At 58.1% G+C, this 17,136-nt stretch carries 19 protein-coding genes and 1 tRNA gene; 14 read left to right on the top strand and 6 right to left on the bottom strand.

Annotation, left to right across the window (positions count from 1 at the left end):
* The first annotated feature begins 491 nt into the window (after positions 1-491).
* From ACR0A2_RS21035 to ACR0A2_RS21020, 4 genes are all read left to right on the top strand, one after another.
* On the top strand, positions 492-1,241 hold the full coding sequence (locus tag ACR0A2_RS21035) for a 5-oxoprolinase subunit B family protein (protein ID WP_480837116.1): 750 nt from the start codon (positions 492-494) through the stop codon (positions 1,239-1,241).
* A complete protein-coding gene (locus ACR0A2_RS21030; RefSeq protein ID WP_480837114.1) occupies positions 1,238-2,236 on the top strand; it encodes a 5-oxoprolinase subunit C family protein in 999 nt (332 codons plus the stop codon). The genes ACR0A2_RS21035 and ACR0A2_RS21030 overlap by 4 nt, the downstream gene beginning before the upstream one ends.
* Before the next feature lie 12 nt (positions 2,237-2,248).
* On the top strand, positions 2,249-3,010 hold the full coding sequence (locus ACR0A2_RS21025; protein WP_480837112.1) for a LamB/YcsF family protein: 762 nt from the start codon (positions 2,249-2,251) through the stop codon (positions 3,008-3,010).
* 149 nt (positions 3,011-3,159) lie between these two features.
* A complete protein-coding gene (locus ACR0A2_RS21020) occupies positions 3,160-4,407 on the top strand; it encodes a hypothetical protein (RefSeq protein ID WP_480837110.1) in 1,248 nt (415 codons plus the stop codon).
* 57 nt (positions 4,408-4,464) lie between these two features.
* Here ACR0A2_RS21020 and ACR0A2_RS21015 read toward each other — a convergent pair whose 3' ends face one another.
* Both ACR0A2_RS21015 and ACR0A2_RS21010 read right to left on the bottom strand, forming a co-directional pair.
* On the bottom strand, positions 4,465-5,859 hold the full coding sequence (locus ACR0A2_RS21015; RefSeq protein ID WP_480837109.1) for a D-alanyl-D-alanine carboxypeptidase family protein: 1,395 nt from the start codon (positions 5,857-5,859) through the stop codon (positions 4,465-4,467).
* Positions 5,860-6,138: 279 nt separating this feature from the next.
* Positions 6,139-6,840, bottom strand: a complete 702-nt coding sequence (locus ACR0A2_RS21010) for an HAD family hydrolase (RefSeq protein WP_480447740.1) — start codon at positions 6,838-6,840, stop codon at positions 6,139-6,141.
* 93 nt (positions 6,841-6,933) lie between these two features.
* Here ACR0A2_RS21010 and clpS point away from each other — a divergent pair, with 93 nt between their 5' ends.
* From clpS to hemF, 4 genes are read left to right on the top strand one after another with little or no spacing between them, the layout of a single operon-like run.
* Positions 6,934-7,275 carry an ATP-dependent Clp protease adapter ClpS gene (gene clpS / locus ACR0A2_RS21005; protein ID WP_152456986.1) on the top strand — a complete coding sequence of 114 codons (342 nt, stop codon included), beginning with the start codon at positions 6,934-6,936 and terminating at the stop codon, positions 7,273-7,275.
* Positions 7,276-7,317: 42 nt separating this feature from the next.
* Positions 7,318-8,283: a class I SAM-dependent methyltransferase gene (locus ACR0A2_RS21000; protein ID WP_170347356.1), complete on the top strand. Its 966-nt coding sequence runs from the start codon at positions 7,318-7,320 to the stop codon at positions 8,281-8,283.
* A gap of 36 nt (positions 8,284-8,319) precedes the next feature.
* Entirely contained in the window at positions 8,320-9,120 is an 801-nt protein-coding gene (locus tag ACR0A2_RS20995) for an SDR family NAD(P)-dependent oxidoreductase (protein ID WP_170347355.1), read from the top strand.
* A gap of 5 nt (positions 9,121-9,125) precedes the next feature.
* The gene (gene hemF, locus ACR0A2_RS20990) at positions 9,126-10,010 is read left to right on the top strand and encodes an oxygen-dependent coproporphyrinogen oxidase (RefSeq protein ID WP_480837106.1); all 885 of its coding nucleotides are present in this window, start codon (positions 9,126-9,128) and stop codon (positions 10,008-10,010) included.
* Between the two features lie 3 nt (positions 10,011-10,013).
* Here hemF and ACR0A2_RS20985 read toward each other — a convergent pair whose 3' ends face one another.
* Positions 10,014-10,421: a hypothetical protein gene (locus tag ACR0A2_RS20985; RefSeq protein ID WP_152456982.1), complete on the bottom strand. Its 408-nt coding sequence runs from the start codon at positions 10,419-10,421 to the stop codon at positions 10,014-10,016.
* A gap of 155 nt (positions 10,422-10,576) precedes the next feature.
* On the opposite strand from ACR0A2_RS20985, the gene ACR0A2_RS20980 reads away from it, so the two are divergent.
* Together ACR0A2_RS20980 and ACR0A2_RS20975 are read left to right on the top strand one after the other, a co-directional pair.
* Positions 10,577-11,119 (top strand): toxin-activating lysine-acyltransferase, encoded by a 543-nt coding sequence (locus ACR0A2_RS20980; protein WP_253282661.1) that lies wholly within the window; start codon positions 10,577-10,579, stop codon positions 11,117-11,119.
* Entirely contained in the window at positions 11,120-12,052 is a 933-nt protein-coding gene (locus ACR0A2_RS20975) for a Hint domain-containing protein (protein ID WP_171207135.1), read from the top strand.
* On the opposite strand, the gene modC is transcribed toward ACR0A2_RS20975, so the two are convergent.
* From modC to modA, 3 genes are read right to left on the bottom strand one after another with little or no spacing between them, the layout of a single operon-like run.
* Complete coding sequence (gene modC / locus ACR0A2_RS20970) at positions 12,049-13,149, bottom strand: molybdenum ABC transporter ATP-binding protein (protein WP_480837103.1); 1,101 nt, start codon at positions 13,147-13,149, stop codon at positions 12,049-12,051. The two genes, ACR0A2_RS20975 and modC, sit on opposite strands and share 4 nt — an antisense overlap.
* Positions 13,146-13,838, bottom strand: a complete 693-nt coding sequence (gene modB, locus ACR0A2_RS20965) for a molybdate ABC transporter permease subunit (RefSeq protein WP_171233971.1) — start codon at positions 13,836-13,838, stop codon at positions 13,146-13,148. The genes modC and modB overlap by 4 nt, the downstream gene beginning before the upstream one ends.
* 5 nt (positions 13,839-13,843) lie before the next feature.
* Positions 13,844-14,623, bottom strand: coding sequence for a molybdate ABC transporter substrate-binding protein (gene modA, locus ACR0A2_RS20960; RefSeq protein ID WP_480837101.1), 780 nt, complete (start codon positions 14,621-14,623; stop codon positions 13,844-13,846).
* Positions 14,624-14,917: 294 nt separating this feature from the next.
* Here modA and ACR0A2_RS20955 point away from each other — a divergent pair.
* From ACR0A2_RS20955 to ACR0A2_RS20940, 4 genes are all read left to right on the top strand, one after another.
* Positions 14,918-14,993 (top strand) — tRNA-Val (locus ACR0A2_RS20955).
* 121 nt (positions 14,994-15,114) lie between these two features.
* On the top strand, positions 15,115-16,098 hold the full coding sequence (locus ACR0A2_RS20950) for a tyrosine-type recombinase/integrase (RefSeq protein WP_480837099.1): 984 nt from the start codon (positions 15,115-15,117) through the stop codon (positions 16,096-16,098).
* Between the two features lie 194 nt (positions 16,099-16,292).
* The gene (locus tag ACR0A2_RS20945) at positions 16,293-16,514 is read left to right on the top strand and encodes a helix-turn-helix transcriptional regulator (RefSeq protein WP_480837097.1); all 222 of its coding nucleotides are present in this window, start codon (positions 16,293-16,295) and stop codon (positions 16,512-16,514) included.
* Complete coding sequence (locus ACR0A2_RS20940) at positions 16,511-17,071, top strand: hypothetical protein (protein WP_480837096.1); 561 nt, start codon at positions 16,511-16,513, stop codon at positions 17,069-17,071. Before ACR0A2_RS20945 ends, ACR0A2_RS20940 begins: the two co-directional genes overlap by 4 nt.
* The last annotated feature ends 65 nt before the right edge of the window (positions 17,072-17,136 follow it).

The raw sequence follows: 17,136 nt of genomic DNA, 5'->3' as shown, positions 1-17,136 counted from the left end.
TGTAACCGCCGCTTCCGCCGCGTCCCAGCGCCTCAGCAGCGCCGGTGAAGGGGGTTCTAAGTATAACAAACAAATCCCGCAAGCGGAAAATGACGTCGCAGAACATTTTTTTGAATATTCCAGTATAATCTAATAAAACCAATATGTTACAAGATTAAAAAACTCACCTCTCCTGTATCAGTCGGGGCTCTCTCCATCGGATGGCCACGACACAACCGAGAAGACGCAAGATGGCACTACTATATATAGGGAATCGAGCAACACTGAACACAAGGCTGCGCGACTCAAGTCCGTGAATCGACTCGGGACTGTGCCAGAATCTGCATTGAAAACCTCAAAGGCCAGATTTCGAACCGCGTCATGCCGGGGCAACCCACATGAGTCCAACCCCACCTTGAGCGCGCCAACATTCTGAACACCTATCTTGAACATCCCACCGGGATGGGTTCTGGTCTCGGACATTCGTTTTCGGCTTCTTCAGCGAGACAAGCATGACACGTCACCTTATGTTCCCACTGGTCAGAACCGTCGGATTTGACGGTGCGCTTGTCACATTTGCGGACACGATGTCTGAGACAGCGAACCGAGCGGCACTGGCCTTTCGATCTGAACTGGATCGGCTTCAATGGGAAGAGGTCACGGAGTCTTCTGCCACGCTGGCCTCGGCATATGTCCGGTTCGATACGCAAAGGACCACCCACCAACAGATGCTGCGCAAGCTTCAGGACCTCGTCGATCAGAAGGACTGGTACCGCACACCACTTCCAACAGGCCGCAGGCTGTGGCGAATTCCGACGGTCTATGGCACTGACCTTGCGCCCCAGCTGGACGATGCCGCTGCTGCTGCCGGTCTCGCGCCGGAAGAAGCGATACGGCGGCTTGGCCAGTCCCGCGTGCGGGTTTTGACGATAGGGTTCGCCCCCGGGCAACCCTACCTCGGGCCATTGCTCCCCGAGTTCAATATTCCGCGGCTGCAAAACCTGACCCCCATGGTGCCCGAAGGCGCTCTGGTTCTTGCAATATCGCAGTTTGTCCTGTTTTCCGGGCCGACGCCAACCGGGTGGCGGCATGTCGGGCAGACGGCTTTTCGGTGTTTCCGGCCCGAGACGACCGAGGCATTCGCCCTCAAGCCTGGGGATGAACTGATATTCGAACCCGTTTCCCGCGAAGACCTGGAACATATCAGAGCCAAAAACGAAGATGGCGCCGGCGGAGCAACCTGCGAGGAGATTGCACCATGAGCCTGATCGTCCACCAGATCGGCCCGGCTTGTACCATCCAGGATCAGGGGCGCACAGGTTATCTGGACCAGGGCCTTTCCCGGTCCGGGGCCGTCGATACACTGGCCCTTCATGAAGGCGCAGCATTGCTCGGCCAAAGCCCGGAACTTGCTGCGCTGGAAATGGCCGGAATGGGTGGCACGTTCGAGGCCACACAGAGCATGCGCATCGCATTGACCGGTGCGCGGATGCAGGCCAGCATTGATGACAGCCCCGTGGCCTGGAATGCCTCGCATCACCTGGAGCCCGGACAACGGCTGGTCATCGGTGCGCTTCTGCAAGGCAATTACGGCTATCTTCATTTGGGAGGCGGTATCGATTCAGAGGTTTTTCTTGGATCTCGATCCGCGCACCTGACGGCACGGATCGGGCGAGCGGTGAAGCCGGGCGACCGGCTGACCTGTGGCCCTGATGCAGGCGACGCTGGTTTGAAACTTCCCCCTTCCGAACGCTTCTCGGGCGGCGTTCTGCGTGTCGTCGCCAGCTTCCAGACGTCCTTGTTTGATGGCGCAACGCTTGATCGATTTGCGCGCACCTCATTCCATCGTGGCGCACGCGCCAACCGGATGGGGATGCAAGTCAACAGTGACGGCGACGGGTTTGCGGCCACTGGCCAACTGAACATTTTGTCCGAGGTTATTACCCCGGGCGACATCCAGATGACCGGAACCGGAGATCCGTTCATCCTGCTGCCTGAATGCCAGACCACAGGAGGGTATCCCCGCATCGCGACCGTTTTGCCCTGCGATATGCCCCGCGCAGCGCAGACACCGGCGGGCGGAGCAATCACGTTCGAATTTGTCAGCATGGAGCAAGCCACCGAATTGCACGCGGCATTCATGGCGGATCTTGCCCGCCTGCCCTCAAAAGTCGAAGCGTTGGTGCGTGATCCCAATGACATCCCGGACTTGCTGTCCTACCAATTGATCAGCGGAGTGATCTCTGCCACCGACTAAGGAGATGTGCCGATGCCAAGCGTCGATCTGAATGCCGATATGGGGGAAAGCTTTGGCCCATGGAAAATGGGCGACGACGAAAGCCTTCTGAAGATCATCACCTCGGCCAATATTGCCTGTGGCTTTCATGCGGGTGATCCGGATGTAATGGCATCGACAATGAAGCTGGCAGCCGAGAATGGTGTCGGTATCGGGGCTCATCCCGGGTTTCCCGACCTGCAAGGCTTTGGCCGCCGGAACATGAAGCTGTCTCAGGACACCCTCCGCAATCTGGTGCGGTATCAGTTGGGCGCAGCCATGGGCATGGCCAAAGCGGTTGGCACCAGTGTTCGCCATCTAAAGCTGCACGGCGCACTGGCCAATATGTGTTCGCTCGATGTCGATATTGCGCGGGCCTGCTATCAGGGCGCGCTGGACGTCGATCCCGACATCATCGTGATGGTTCTTGCCGTAACGAAACAGGAAGACGCCGTGCGCGAGCTGGGCTGCAAATGGGTGGGCGAGATTTTTGCCGACCGCGCCTACAATGACGACGGAACATTGGTTGACCGCAGCCTGCCAGGCGCGGTGATCCATGACGCGGATGTCGCAGGACCCCGCATCCTGAACATGGTCCGCGAAGGCGCGATCATCACCGAAAGCGGCAAGCGGCTGGAAACATCGATCGACACAATTTGCCTGCATGGTGACGGACCAACGGCGGTGCAGATCGCCGGCTCTGTTCGCGAAAGCCTGATCGGGGGCGGTGTCGAGGTGACGAAATTCACCCGCTGAACATCATGGGTTAACGTCGGCAACCCAAATTCACGACTGTTGCCCGTACAGGTCTCAGCGCCTAGCATGGCGGGCAAACGCATATTCTGAATACTACAATTTCAAACAATGCCTTGACCCATGGCGGGCAAGAGCAAGGAGGTCGTGGAATGTCATTTGATCTGATGTCTTATCAGCCCCGGGGCGACAAGAAGAACTCGGATTTCTTCAATGAATACCTTCCGAAGATTTACGAACGCCGGACAAGCTCGGGCATTGCAAATCAGGTCGGCGCGATGCGGGCCATCATCATTCAGGTCGAACCCGACGCGGCGTTCGACACGATGGTCGAGCTTTACGTGATGACACCCTATCGGCACACCGCCAGCTATCTGGGACGGACCCACAGATTCTCGGTTCTGCATTCACATCCCGACTATCCCGCGCTGATCCTGATGGCGCCGCTCAGCCCCGGGTTTGAAGATTTCATCCCCCGCATCAATCGCATGTATCCACTGGCGCGAAACACGCCGCAGACGCGCTATGTAGGCGAGGTATACGCAGCCTGCGATCTGGACACGCTGACCCATGCACTTGAGGATCAGAACATACGGTTCGAATATCCCGGAGATACCGAGAACCCGTTCTACACATCGGACGGGTTCCGATTCACCACCCCGTCCGATTTCACCTGCAACCGCGTCGGGTATTCGACCCACGACTTCAACGACACCGACAGTCTGGGCCTTGGGGATCGCGTGTTGCTGAGCGACACGGAACAGGCCCGTCTGGAACAGGCCGCCGCTTTCGGAACCGAAAGCAAAATCGCCCCGCTGATGCTGGGAATCGACCATCTTGCGACGCGGGTATTGGCGGGCGAGCGCGAGGATGCGATCCTCGAGTTTCTGACCATGGTTCCCTATTATTTCTGGGGCGCTTACAACATATTCGACATGAACTCATCGACCAACGTGAACCGCAACGGCGGCGTAGACGATGACAAAAAATCTCCGGCCAAGGTATTCACCGCAAACAACACGCCATCCTTCGTGAACTCCTTCGCCAAACTGCCGATGCCGACCGAGGATTTCGTGCGCAATTTTGGCCGTCGTCTGCATCACATGGCCGTCGAGATTCAGGATGGCGATCACGGCGCCGGGGAAAAGAACGTCGATTTCGTTGTGAACACCCTGAAGGACAAGGGTGTGCCGTTCCTGGCCCATGTGGTGGGTGAGTGCAAAGACGATCCGAACCTGAAACAGATCTTCTCGAAACACTCCAAGCATACCCTGCTGATTACCGAGTATATCGAGCGGTGCCACAAATATGATGGGTTCTTCACCAAGGACAATGTCGCCGCCCTGACAGCCGCCGCCGGACAGGATGAACAATACCAGCACGGCCACGTTTTCGATTGAAAAAAGGGCTGCGGAGTACCGCAGCCCAGACCCATTCAGGAGAGAATATGCCGAACCTTATGATGGCCCGATCATGAAACATGTGACGTTGCGGGCCTGCAAACGGCGACAGGCCAGATCCGCCTGTTCGCGGGTCATGCCCTGAAAGGTTGCGTCAAACCCACGCGCGCTTTGGTTTACCTTGCGCAGCGTGCCTTCCAGTGTGGTCATTTCCGACAAAGCGGTTTTCAGCAGAACCTTCTCGGCCTCATACCGAGTGGTATAGCGCCCCACATTGACCCCCCACAGATGCCCACCTGACGAAGAAAGCCGAGTGACGACCTCCTGCTCAGGCTCGGGCTGTTTGGTGGAATCCGTCGAAGCCAGAACCAGGTTTTCGGGGCGCAATGCCGGACGGGTGTCGGATGTTTCCACAGGCGGTGCGGTTGGCGCGATATCCGCTTCGGCAATGGCCGCCGCAATCGCGCTGGTGATGCGGTCGCGATTCTCATCAGCTGTCACAGCAACCGCGCTTGCGACTTGCGTTGCCGCGGTGGGACGCCGAACCGGGCGCAAACTGGATTTTGGTGCCCCGCTCACGCTGGCGACCTGCGTCCCGGTACCCAATCCGGTATTTCCTGCATAAGCCGGTCGCGCAGGTTTGCGAATGGGCGCACGCGACGGTGCACGGCGGAAACCCAAATCCAGAAGCTCGGCAACCTTGGCATTCCGAGAGGCGCCAGATTTTCCGCCAAAGACGGTGGCGATGATGCGTTCATTCTTGCGTTTAGCCGATGCCACAAGATTGAACCCAGCCGCTCGGGTGTAACCGGTTTTGATGCCATCGGCGCCTTTGTAGGCTGCCAGCAGGCGACGGTTGGTGTTGGGAACAGTTTTGATCCCTGCATAGGTCGATTGGCGTGAGAACAGGTTGTAGTATTGTGGATAGTCATACAGCAGATGCCGACCCAGCGTGGTCATGTCACGTGCGGTCGAAAGATGCCCCGCCTCGGTCAAACCATGGGCGTTTTTGAAGGTCGTGCGGCTCATCCCCATCGCCTTGGCGGTTCGCGTCATACGACGCGCAAAAGCTGCCTCGGATCCGCTGATGGCAATACCGATGGCCGTGGCAGCATCATTCGCCGATTTCACAGCAGCCGCGCGGATCAGATAGCGAAAAGCAATTGTCTGACCAGCGCGCAGCCCCAGCTTCGACGGTGGCTCGGCTGCCGCCTTTTTGGTGATCCGAACCGGGGTATCCAGCGTGATCTCACCATTCCGCACCGCTTCGAACGCGATATAAAGCGTCATCATCTTGGTCAGCGATGCCGGGTGAAGCCTTGTGTCAGCATTGCGCGAATGCAGAACCTCTCCGGTTCGGGCATCAATCACCATCGCTGCGTAAGGTGCCGCCATGGACCTGAGCGGCGCAAACGCCAGCACACATAGCAACATTATGAGAAAAAAGCCCATTCGGGCCGGAACTGTCCGCCGAATCTGCACGATTTTTGCCTCTGTCTGCCTCGCGCCGCCGGGTTTTCCCGGTCAGCAAAAATTATTTTATTATCGTAAACACTATCACAGAGACTTGGTGAAATAAACCGAAAGCTGAGCATTTCGCGGTTTCGTTAGGTTGCTCGAACTGGGCTATATCTAGACAAATACTGCCCTGAGCCCACCAGATGCGCGATTGAGGCAGAACTTGGTCAACACCCGGCAGGGTTTTCGTGGAACTGCGGCCAAAAGGCAACATCACTTCAGGCTGTGCACCAATTCGGCCAGACCGCCCAAATCCCTCAACTCCCGGAATCGGGGACTGTCGACCGGGGCTTCAGCATGCTCCACCTCCCAGATAAGGCCGTGCGGGACATGAACCCCCCAGCTTCCTGCCTGGATCGGAGCCACAACGTCAGATCGCATGGAATTGCCAACCATCATCGCGCGCGCCGGGCCATCACCATGCCGCTCAAATATCGACCGGTAAGTTTCGGGGGTCTTTTCAGACACGATTTCCACTGCGTCGAACAGATCACCCAGACCCGACTGAGCCAGTTTGCGTTCCTGGTCGATCAGGTCCCCTTTGGTAATCAAGACAACCCGGCACAAGCCTGTCATGCCTTCCACCGCGTCGCGGGCATGGGGCAACAGCTCGATCGGATAGGCCAGCATCTCTTGCCCGGCTTCGATCAATTGGCGAATGACCGAGGCCGGCACACGGTCATCCGTGACCTCGAGAGCGGTTTCGATCATCGACAGAACAAAGCCCTTGATGCCATAGCCATAGTGTCGAATGTTGCGCTTTTCAGCTGCCAGAAGCCGCTCCATCAGATGATCCTGGTCGGCATGATCGGCCAGCAACTGGGCAAAATGCGCCTGCGTCAGCTGAAAAAAACGCTCATTGTGCCACAGGGTGTCATCCGCATCGAAACCGATTGTCGTCAGCTTGTCAGTCATCTCGTTTACGTCCGCTTGCTCTTTTCACCGGCCATCCCCACGTTATATAAGCGCGAGGATAAACCCCAAAACTGAATCGGACAGTTGCCTACGATGCTGGAAAAGACCTGGATGATGTCTGACGAACCGGACGACGACAGCGACGCGTCCGTTCTGGTGCAGACGCGCCCAAAAACCAAGCGTCCGCCTTTGTACAAGGTGCTGTTGCTGAACGACGATTACACGCCGATGGAATTCGTGGTTCATGTTCTGGAACGTTTCTTCGGCATGACCCATGCAGAAGCATTCGAGATCATGCTGACCGTGCACAAAAAAGGTGTGGCCGTCGTCGGGGTCTTCAGCCATGAGATTGCCGAGACCAAAGTAGGCCAGGTCATGGATTTCGCCCGCAGGCACCAGCACCCGCTGCAATGCACCATGGAACGCGAAGAATAGGGCTTTTTGCCTGACAATCACCCATATTTGCCGGAATTGCCCATGTCCCCTCGCCTGGAACTTGCATTGCAGAACGGCCTGTCGCTGTCGTCGCCCCTTAGCGTGATCTGCCCTGTTCCGGCCCATGATCTGTCGGCGCTTCCCAATGAAGCACAGGTGGTGCAACCGTTCAAACCTTTTCACGACCATTTTGCTGCGCAGGGCTTTGACACGGTGCCAGAAACAGACGGCCCCTGTCAGGATGCCATTGTGTTTTTGCCGCGCGCCAAGGCGCTGGCGCGGGCAATGATCCATCTGGCCAGTTCACGAGCCCGCGGCGTTGTCGTGATCGATGGCGCAAAGACCGATGGCGTGGACAGCATTCTGAAAGATGTTCGCAAAAGGATCTCGGTCGAAGGACCTCTGTCCAAAGCACACGGGAAAATCTTCTGGTTTCAGGCTGACCCGCAGAGCTTTGCAGATTGGGCTGCGCCAAAGACACAGATCGTCGATGGGTACCACACGGCACCGGGTGTGTTTTCAGCGGACGGGATCGATCCCGCTTCGGCCATGTTGCTGAAGGCCTTGCCCGCCAAGCTGGGGCCGCGCGTGGCCGATCTGGGTGCCGGATGGGGGTATCTGACCGCAGAGTTACTGAAGCGCGACACTGTGAAATCCGTACATCTTGTCGAAGCAGATCACACGGCCCTTGCCTGTGCGCGCATCAACGCCTCTGACCCGAAGTCCCGGTTTTATTGGGCTGACGCCGTCACCTGGTCTGCGCCAGAGCCGATGGACACCATCGTAATGAACCCCCCGTTTCACACCTCACGCAGTGCCGACCCTGCGCTGGGGCAGGGTTTCATCGCAGCAGCGGCACGCAATCTGACGCGCAACGGAACGCTCTGGATGGTGGCAAATCGCCATCTCCCCTACGAAACCACTCTGAACGAACACTTCGCTCGGGTCGATGAAGCCGCCGGCGACAACCGGTTCAAGGTGTTTGAGGCCTCTCGCCCTCGGCGATAAGGCCAGCTAACGTGCCCCCAATTCAGGAGGATTCGGATGTCCTTTTCCATCGCAGGCAAGACAGCAATCGTTACAGGCGGAGCCAATGGCATCGGGCTGGCCATAGGTAGGCATTTCGCGGATGCGGGCGCAAATGTCATGTTCGCCGATATAGATGAAAAACGTCTGATCGATGAGCTTGGGGAACAGGCAGAAGACGGCAATATTCGCTACTTCGCAGGCGATCTGCGCGAAAAACTGACCATTGCCAATTTGCTGTCGGCAACACTGGATGCGTTTGATCAGGTGGATATTCTGATCAACGGCGCGCGCCAGGTGATCCAGTCTGATCCGCTGGACCCCGATGACGACTCGATGCGCACCTTGCTGAACCAGAACCTGATGCCTGCGCTGCGGCTCAGCCAGCTGGTCGCGAAACGCATGATCAAACAGGCCGGGGATGACGATGAAAACCCGGCCGGATCGATCATCAACCTGTCATCCATCGCGGCCCGCCGCACGCATCCCGACCTGATGGCCTATTCCGTGTCTACCGCCGCGCTGGATCAGTTGACACGTTCACTGGCCGTGGCGTTGGCGCCGAACCGCATCCGGGTCAATTCGATTGCGCTCGGCTCGGTCATGAGTGCATCCCTGCAATCGACCCTGAGAGAGAACCGAGAATTCCGCGACGACATCGAAAAGCACACACCGCTTGCCCGCATCGCGTCGGCCACCGAATTGACGGAAACCGCGCAGTATCTGGCATCGGATGCAGCCGGATTCATCACCGGCCAGATCCTGACAATCGACGGTGGCCGCACATTGCTTGACCCCGTTGCCGCACCTGCGCATTAAGACCCATGTTCGAAACAGAAAAAAACACCGCCTCTGCCTGGTTCCGCCAATTGCGCGACGATATTGTCGCCGCATTCGAAGCACTGGAGGACAGCCACGACACCGGCCCGTTTTCCGACGCAAAACCCGGCCGCTTTGAAGTGAAGGAAACCAAACGCCAGTCCGAGGACGGCTCTGACGCAGGGGGCGGTCTGATGTCCGTGATGCGCGGCGGGCGCGTGTTTGAAAAGGTCGGGGTCAATGTCTCGACGGTTTACGGGACCCTGGGCGAGCGTGCACAACAGGCAATGGCAGCGCGCAAAGGCATTCCCGGGATGACCGAAGACCCGCGTTTCTGGGCCTCGGGGATCAGCCTCGTGGCGCATATGCAGAACCCCCATGTCACGGCGGTGCACATGAACACCCGCATGTTCTGGACCCCGCACGCCTGGTGGTTCGGCGGCGGGTCGGATCTGAACCCCTGCATCGAGTATGATGAAGACACGGCGCATTTCCACGCGACCCAAAAGGCCCATCTGGACCCGCATGGTCCCGGGCACTATCCACGCCTGAAAGAGTGGGCGGACGAATATTTCTATATCCCCCACCGCAAACGCGCACGCGGCGTAGGCGGCATTTTCATGGATGACTATTGCACCGGAGACTGGCAGGCCGATTTCGCCCTGACGCAGGATATCGGTCGGGCTTTCCTGCCGGCCTTCCTGCCATTGGTTGAAAAGCGGCGCGTACAGGGTTTCTCGGACGCCGACAAAGACACCCAGCTGGTGCATCGCGGTCTTTATGCGGAATACAATCTGGTCTATGACCGCGGCACCAAGTTCGGCCTGGAAACCGGACATGATCCGGACGCGGTTCTGATGAGCCTGCCACCGGTGGCGAAATGGATCTGACCCTCAGAACGTGTCCATGATGAAGTTGTCATAGCAGTAGTTCTGCGCCGACGACGCCGACATGTTGGCCCCGACTTTCCTGACGGTGATGGAATATCCTGGCTTGGTATCCGCCCCCGGCGGCGGGGTCAGAGAGAATTGCACGGTCCGGACGCCGGGTTCATAGGCGCGCCAGATATAGATCCGTTGGTTGTTTGGCACACCCAGACTACGGATCGCGTAATCCCCAATTCCACACCAATAATTCACGGGCGCTGAGGATCCGATGGCCTTGACCTCGTAGACACCGTCCGGCATCGGCGTGATTTCCGTGCGAAATTGCGGCCGAACGGACAGGCCGAACCCGACAGCCTCGGCCATCGCAGGTATCGACAAAAGCACGGCAGCAGCCAAAGTCTTGAATGAACGCATAATCCAGGTATCCCGAAACAAGGGTCCGATACCAATAGCATAGTCGGGACGACCTGCGAGTAAAGCAGGACAGGCCAACGAGCCGGCAACACTGACCACATCAAAGAATTTATTCTACCCATATTGCAGGAAAGCAGTACACTCGCTGTAGACTTTTGGTTCCCGTTACACTGTTGGGCATCTCTTTGAGCAAGACGTTTCCAAAAGACTGGTTCGATTTCACGCCGGAAAAATACGCGGATCTGGGCGCTATGTTCTATCTGGCGGGTTTGACGAAAACACATCAGAAACGCAGTCTGGCACAGGTTTTGTACGCGTTCGAAACTCCGTTTCGCCTGGGCCAGTACCATATCTTCCGGCAGCACGGATTCCCCCGTGGTTTTGTCACCTTCGCCGGGCTCAGCCCCGAAGCCGAGTTCCGTTATGCGGTGAAGGAAAAACCCCTTTCCGACACGGATTTCACCAGCGGATCATCCTTCTGGATCATTGATCTTGTGGCCCCGTTTGGACAGACCAGCCAAATTGTTGATATCCTCAAGCAGGAAATCCCGCACCCGCGTGTGCGCACCAACCGGATGGACAGTGACATGACACGCAATCGCATCGTCGAATGGACGCGGGATGAAGCGGGCGAGGTTCACATGCGCCTGTATCGCAAGAAGGAATTTGAACGCGTGCTGCAGCAAGGCGAGGGTTAATTGGTTTCAGTTCCGATCACAGGCGAACTGACCGGGGATGTGACTGGTTTTCCACCCAACGTTGAGACGGGGCAACCCACTCTGGACAATGGAAACTTCAATCCGGTCACGCAAACCTGGACGATTGCGGCACAGCCTGCCAACGGCACCGCCTCGATCGACCCGAACACAGGAGAGTGGACCTATACCGTCGACCCGACATTTTTCGATGGCCTCGACAAAGGCGAAGTCGTCTTCGATTCTTTCTTCATCAGCGTCTCGGGTACAACGCAAGCCGGCCCATTCACCCTTCCATTCACCGGCACACCGGACCCGGTGGAAGTGGTCATCCGGATCGAGGGCGTCTGTTTTGCGGCCGGAACCCTGATCGAAACTGAAAGCGGCCCGCTTGCGATCGAAACGCTGGACGCGGGTCATATGGTGGCCACTGCCGATCACGGTCTGCAACCTATCCGCTGGATCGAAAGCAGCAGGATTCCTCCCGAACGATTATGCGATGAACCTGCTTTGCGCCCCGTTCGTATCTCGGCGGGCAGTCTGGGGCCGAACGAACCCTCACGGGACCTTCTGGTATCGCAGCAGCACAGGATCCTGGTCAAAGGCCCGAAAGTCGAGCTGCTTTTCGGCGCATCCGAAGCCCTGGTTGCCGCCAAACACCTGTGCGGATGGCCCGGCATCGGCATCGATACATCGGTTCAAACGGTCGAGTATCTTCACGTCCTGCTGGACCGGCATGAGATCCTGAACGCCGAGGGCGCGCAGGCCGAAAGCCTGTTTCTGGGGGAAGAGGCCCTTTATTCGCTGTCCTCTGAGGCATTGCGCGAACTGGCTTCGATATTCCCCGACAGACCGACCTCGGGTCACACCGGGTTCGGGCGCGCGGCTCGCCTGATACTGCGCGAACACGAAGCCCGCGCCCTTGCCTGCGACTAGCTGCCGGCCACAATGCGCCCGCCGACATCCTGCGGGGCCAATGCAACCGTCTTGATCACGGCATAACATGTGCTGCCCGGCTTCAGGTTCAGGGCCGCAACAGATCGACGCGTAACCCGCGCAAGCACATTGCCCGCCGGGGTCTTTACCGACACGATGGCACCCGGCCCATCGCCCGACCGGATCGAGTCCACGGTCCCGCCAAGCACGTTCAGCGCCGAAAGCCCCTCGGGTTTGTTGTTCGACAGGATCACTTCCTGGGCGGGTATCCGAATCCGCAATTTTGCCCCGACCTCATGCGCGATACGAGGCAGAAAGAGCCGCGCGCCATTGGCGTTCAACTCCGTCAGCCCGTCGGAATGATGCTTTGCAACCTGAACCTGCAACACGGCCCCAACGGCGCGAATTCCCGCAGGGGCCACTGACGGGTCGGCAAGCATTTCGGATGCGGGCCCGTGACGAACGGCCTTGCCATCCTGCAACGCAACAACGGATGTGGCCAACCGGGCCACTTCGGCGGCAGAGTGGGTCACATAGAGGATCGGAACCGAGACCTCGTCCCTGAGACGCTCGAAATAGGGCAGGATTTCCGCTTTTCGCCCATCATCCAGTGCTGCCAGCGGTTCATCTGCAAGGATCAATCGCGGGCTTGCCAACAAGGCCCGCCCGATGGCGACGCGCTGTTTCTCACCGCCTGACAACCCGGCAGGTCTGCGGTCCAGCAGATGACCGATGCCCAGCATGTCGATGACTTTGTCGGGGTCTTCGCGACGTGTGTTTTTCGGCGCAAACCAACGCCCATAGGCAAGGTTCTGGCGCACGGTCAGATGGGGGAACAACCGCCCTTCCTGAAAAACATACCCCAATCGGCGCCGATGCGGCGGCAGCCACAGGCCCTGTTCCGTGTCGAACAGAACCCAGTCATCTACCGCCACCCGGCCCGCCTGGGGCCGCAACAACCCTGCCACGGCATTGACGATGGTGGTCTTGCCCGATCCCGAGCGCCCGAACAGCACCGTCACGCCCGGCGGCGCATCAAAACTGACGTCCAGATCGATCCCCGACAGATGGTGGTGCAATCGAACAGACAGGCTCATGATCCGGCCACCCGCGCCGCGGCACGCCGCCCCACATACTCCGACAGCAACAACGCGCTCATTGCGACGACGATCGAGATCAGAACCAGCCGCGTCGCGGCCGCCTCGCCGCCCGGGACCTGCAAAAAGGCGTAGACAGCCGAAGGCAACGTCTGCGTCTGACCTGGGATGTTGGAAACGAAGGTAATCGTCGCACCAAATTCACCCATGGCCTTGGCGAAGGCCAGAATAGCCCCGGCTATGACACCCGGTAAAATCATCGGCAAGGTCACCGTACAAAACACCATCGGACGCGACGCGCCCAGAGTTGCCCCTGCCTGTTCCAGCTTCGGGTCCACCGCTTCGATCGACAAACGTATCGCCCGGACCATCAAAGGGAAGGCCATGATCCCGGCGGCAAGGGCCGCGCCTGTCCAGCGAAAGGCCACTACGATCCCGAACTCGGCCAAAAGCCGGCCCAGCGGCCCTTGAATGCCGAAGGTCAGCAACAGCAGGTATCCGGTGACAACCGGCGGCAGGATCAAAGGCAAATGCACCAGACCGTTCAAAACCTGTCGTCCAGGAAACCGCCAACGCGCCAGAGCATAAGCGACAAAAATACCAAACGGCAAAGTCGCCAGCGTCGCCCAGAAGGACACGCGCAATGAAAGCTTCAATGCTTCTACTTCGGCAGGCCCCAACCAATCCAAGGCAATCACCTGACCGGCAGGGTAAATCCCTGCTCCAGAAATACAGCCGTGGCTGCATCCGTTTTCAGGTGTTCAAGAAAGGCGTGTGCTCCTTCTTTTGCATCGAGGGTCAGTGCCGCGGGGTAAATTATCGGTGGATGCAGATCGGCAGGGAACGTCCCAACGACCCGGACCCTTTCTTCCACCCTGGCGTCTGATTGGTACACGATCCCAAGCGGCGCGGCACCGGCCGCCACCAGAGCCAGCGCAGCGCGCACATTGTCGGCCTGCGCCACCTGTGTCCGCACAGCCTCCCACTGATTCAGACTTTGCAATGCAGCTTTGCCATAGATACCGGCAGGCACCGCGTCGACCAGTGCCATGGCCAGATAGCCATCCTTCAAGTCCGCCCTAAGGTCATATCCGGGCTGGATTTCACCCACTTGCGCATGATCTTCAGCCCCGATCAGAACCAGGCCGTTGCTCAGCAGATCAACCCGAGAGTCTGCCCGGATCAATCCGTCCTGCTCCAACACATCCATCCAATCCGTATTGGCCGAGACAAACACATCCGCAGGCGCGCCTTGCTGAATCTGCCGGGCCAAGACCGACGACGCCGCATAGGAAACGGAAACGCTCTGACCGGTCTGGTTTTCGTAACCGGCAACGATTTCGTCCAATGCGGTCTTGAGGCTGGCCGCTGCAAAGACCAGAATGCCTTCTGCACCGGCCCGGATCGGGGCCAACGCCGTCATGCCAAGGACCAATGCCACCATCCAAAATCGGCGGGCGAAGGATAGGGTCATGTACACTCCCGACCGGTTTGCTTCAGTCTCTCCGGGGATATCGGACGCCACCGGTGGCGCGCAAGCGCCTTTGGCCATTTACACATGATGGGTCGCAGGTTGAGCAAGGCGTTTTCCATCGATCCGTCTTAAAATGTGCTGCCCACCTTCCAGCCCGAGAGGCGCCCCGAGCGCCCGCCTGTTCGGCCTACGGCTGACAAGATGCCCCGTTGGACGGCCGCCGAAGACGGAACGCAAGAAAATCTTCCAGACCCTCTTGCACCTGCCCGCAGGCTTGGCTAAATGCAGCATCACGGGTGATTAGCTCAGTTGGTAGAGCGCTTCGTTTACACCGAAGATGTCGGGAGTTCGAGTCTCTCATCACCCACCATTCTTCTGCACGTAACCACAATAACTTGGCGCGCAAAGCCGTGCGCATGAAGTCATTGTATCCGTCATCTGCTGCAAATTCGCTGCACTCACGCCCACAATTGAAGTGGAGCAAGTGAGAGATGGCATCGATCAACAAACGCGGCAACGGCAAGTGGCAAGCGCAAGTTCGTACCAATGGCACCAGCCGTAGCAAGTCGTTCTCCAAGCATGTAGACGCGGTGAAGTGGGCGCGTGAGACCGAGATGCAAGCCGAACGCGGGGACATCGTGGACACGCGGGCATTGCGCGAACATCTGCTAGGCGACGTGCTGCAACGCTACGCCAATGAAGTATGCGCCCAAAAGCAAGCGGGCAAGAATGAGCAATACGCGCTCAGCAAGTTGCTGAGAGACAAGCGCATTGCAGGCGCGCGACTCGATAAGCTGAGTGAACGCATGGTCGCGGGTTGGCGTGATCAGTGGCTGCAATCCCTCAAACCGGCCAGCGTGTGCCGCTACCTCGGCCTGATACAACACGCGCTCGACGTGGCCGCAAGCGAATGGAACGTGCCATTGATTAGTAATCCGGTACGTGATGTGCGCCGACCGCGCATCAACAACCGCAGAGAACGGCGCGTCAGCAATGACGAACCCAGTCGGTTACTCGACGCCGCTGCTGGCTACCGCAATCCTTTGATGCGCCCGCTGATTACCGTGGCTATCTCGTCAGGCATGCGCAGGGGCGAATGTCTGGCACTACAACGCGGTGACGTTGTGCACGATCTTCGAGTATGCCGATTGAATACCAGCAAGACAGGTGAACCGCGCACTGTTCCGCTGACGCGTGACGCACTCGACGCGCTGGATGAGGCGATGCGGCTACACAATCAGACACACGTGTTCCCGATGAAAGCTAATGCGGTGCAGTTGGCGTGGCGACGCATACGTGAACGTGCCGGTGTGCCTGATCTATGCTTTCATTCGCTGCGCCACGAAGCCATTAGCGCACACTTCGAACGCGGACTGTCATTGCCAGAGGTTGCGCTGTGTTCCGGCCACAAGGACGCACGCATGTTGATGCGGTACACGCATTTATCTGCCGTGCAGGTAGCGAGCAAGCTGTGACATGAAATGGTGCGTTTCGCATGAGTGCAAAACGTGCGCGGCGCATCACAAGCCATTGTCCCACATATATTTTTCCGGACGCAGGGTTTGACCCTCCGGCCAAGTTTGACTATATTTGACTGATCCACCTCTAATCAAAGCGAGATGCCACTGGATGGCACGGCTGCATCACTCTCAACAGGAGAATGCATCCGATGAATGACGACATCGAACTGCTGACAACGGAACAAGCAGCTAAAATACTCAACATCTCAAGCCGCACTTTGCGCCGCCTGTATGTCAAAGGCACTGGGCCAAAGTGCGTGAACATCTCAACCACTTCTTATCGCTACACACGGACCGCGCTAGTTGATTGGGTCGCGTCAGGTGGCGTTGCCTCGGGCATAAGCATCAATACACATGGCGCGATACAATGAACCGGATCGAACGCAATCCACTCACCGATGAGTTTCGAGGCTACGATGTTCACACTGATGATCGCAAAGTGCTTGACCGAATAGCAGCACGCTTCTCGCATGCTGATGCCAACACGGGCTGTATCTTCGTCACGGGCGCAACAACGCAAGAAGGCAGGCCCAAGGTTTTTGCGGGCTGGCACACTCAGGTCGCTCGCGTCATCGTTGCACTACGCGATGGCTTGCCACTCCACCAGTCAGATCGGTGGCACGCTCGTCATGTTGGATGCCACGACCCACGCTGCGTTGCGCCCAACCACCTCGCAAGTGGCACCCGCGAACAAAACATGCAGGACAAAAAGCGACAAGGAACCGCGCAGCGTGGTGAACGTGGGACGCTGGCCAAACTGACCAATGACAAGGTGCGCGACATTCTGCGTGATAATCGTTCCCAAAGAGCGATTGCTGATGACTATGGCGTATCACAGTCAACTATCAGCGCCATCAAACAAGGACTGACTTGGACCGATCTTTGGGATGAGTGGCAATCCGACTGTACTCAGGAGGTAATCACGTGAGTTTGGAGAGAACTCCCTGCTACCGAGGACAGCCCCGCTTTGGCACTCGTTTGGAGCGACAAGCG

This window comes from Ruegeria sp. H8 (assembly GCF_056532905.1).
The sequence above is the reverse complement of the archived record's forward strand: the minus strand, read 5'-3'. Positions and strand labels throughout refer to the sequence as shown.

What these genes read in the sequence shown, in the direction of transcription:
- ACR0A2_RS21035 (WP_480837116.1), top strand. Translation starts at nt 492, where the DNA reads ATGACACGTCACCTTATGTTCCCACTGGTCAGAACCGTCGGATTTGAC.
- ACR0A2_RS21030 (WP_480837114.1), top strand. Translation starts at nt 1,238, where the DNA reads ATGAGCCTGATCGTCCACCAGATCGGCCCGGCTTGTACCATCCAGGAT.
- ACR0A2_RS21025 (WP_480837112.1), top strand. Translation starts at nt 2,249, where the DNA reads ATGCCAAGCGTCGATCTGAATGCCGATATGGGGGAAAGCTTTGGCCCA.
- ACR0A2_RS21020 (WP_480837110.1), top strand. Translation starts at nt 3,160, where the DNA reads ATGTCATTTGATCTGATGTCTTATCAGCCCCGGGGCGACAAGAAGAAC.
- ACR0A2_RS21015 (WP_480837109.1), bottom strand. Translation starts at nt 5,859, where the DNA reads ATGGGCTTTTTTCTCATAATGTTGCTATGTGTGCTGGCGTTTGCGCCG.
- ACR0A2_RS21010 (WP_480447740.1), bottom strand. Translation starts at nt 6,840, where the DNA reads ATGACTGACAAGCTGACGACAATCGGTTTCGATGCGGATGACACCCTG.
- clpS (WP_152456986.1), top strand. Translation starts at nt 6,934, where the DNA reads ATGCTGGAAAAGACCTGGATGATGTCTGACGAACCGGACGACGACAGC.
- ACR0A2_RS21000 (WP_170347356.1), top strand. Translation starts at nt 7,318, where the DNA reads ATGTCCCCTCGCCTGGAACTTGCATTGCAGAACGGCCTGTCGCTGTCG.
- ACR0A2_RS20995 (WP_170347355.1), top strand. Translation starts at nt 8,320, where the DNA reads ATGTCCTTTTCCATCGCAGGCAAGACAGCAATCGTTACAGGCGGAGCC.
- hemF (WP_480837106.1), top strand. Translation starts at nt 9,126, where the DNA reads ATGTTCGAAACAGAAAAAAACACCGCCTCTGCCTGGTTCCGCCAATTG.
- ACR0A2_RS20985 (WP_152456982.1), bottom strand. Translation starts at nt 10,421, where the DNA reads ATGCGTTCATTCAAGACTTTGGCTGCTGCCGTGCTTTTGTCGATACCT.
- modC (WP_480837103.1), bottom strand. Translation starts at nt 13,149, where the DNA reads ATGAGCCTGTCTGTTCGATTGCACCACCATCTGTCGGGGATCGATCTG.
- modA (WP_480837101.1), bottom strand. Translation starts at nt 14,623, where the DNA reads ATGACCCTATCCTTCGCCCGCCGATTTTGGATGGTGGCATTGGTCCTT.
- ACR0A2_RS20950 (WP_480837099.1), top strand. Translation starts at nt 15,115, where the DNA reads ATGGCATCGATCAACAAACGCGGCAACGGCAAGTGGCAAGCGCAAGTT.
- ACR0A2_RS20945 (WP_480837097.1), top strand. Translation starts at nt 16,293, where the DNA reads ATGAATGACGACATCGAACTGCTGACAACGGAACAAGCAGCTAAAATA.
- ACR0A2_RS20940 (WP_480837096.1), top strand. Translation starts at nt 16,511, where the DNA reads ATGAACCGGATCGAACGCAATCCACTCACCGATGAGTTTCGAGGCTAC.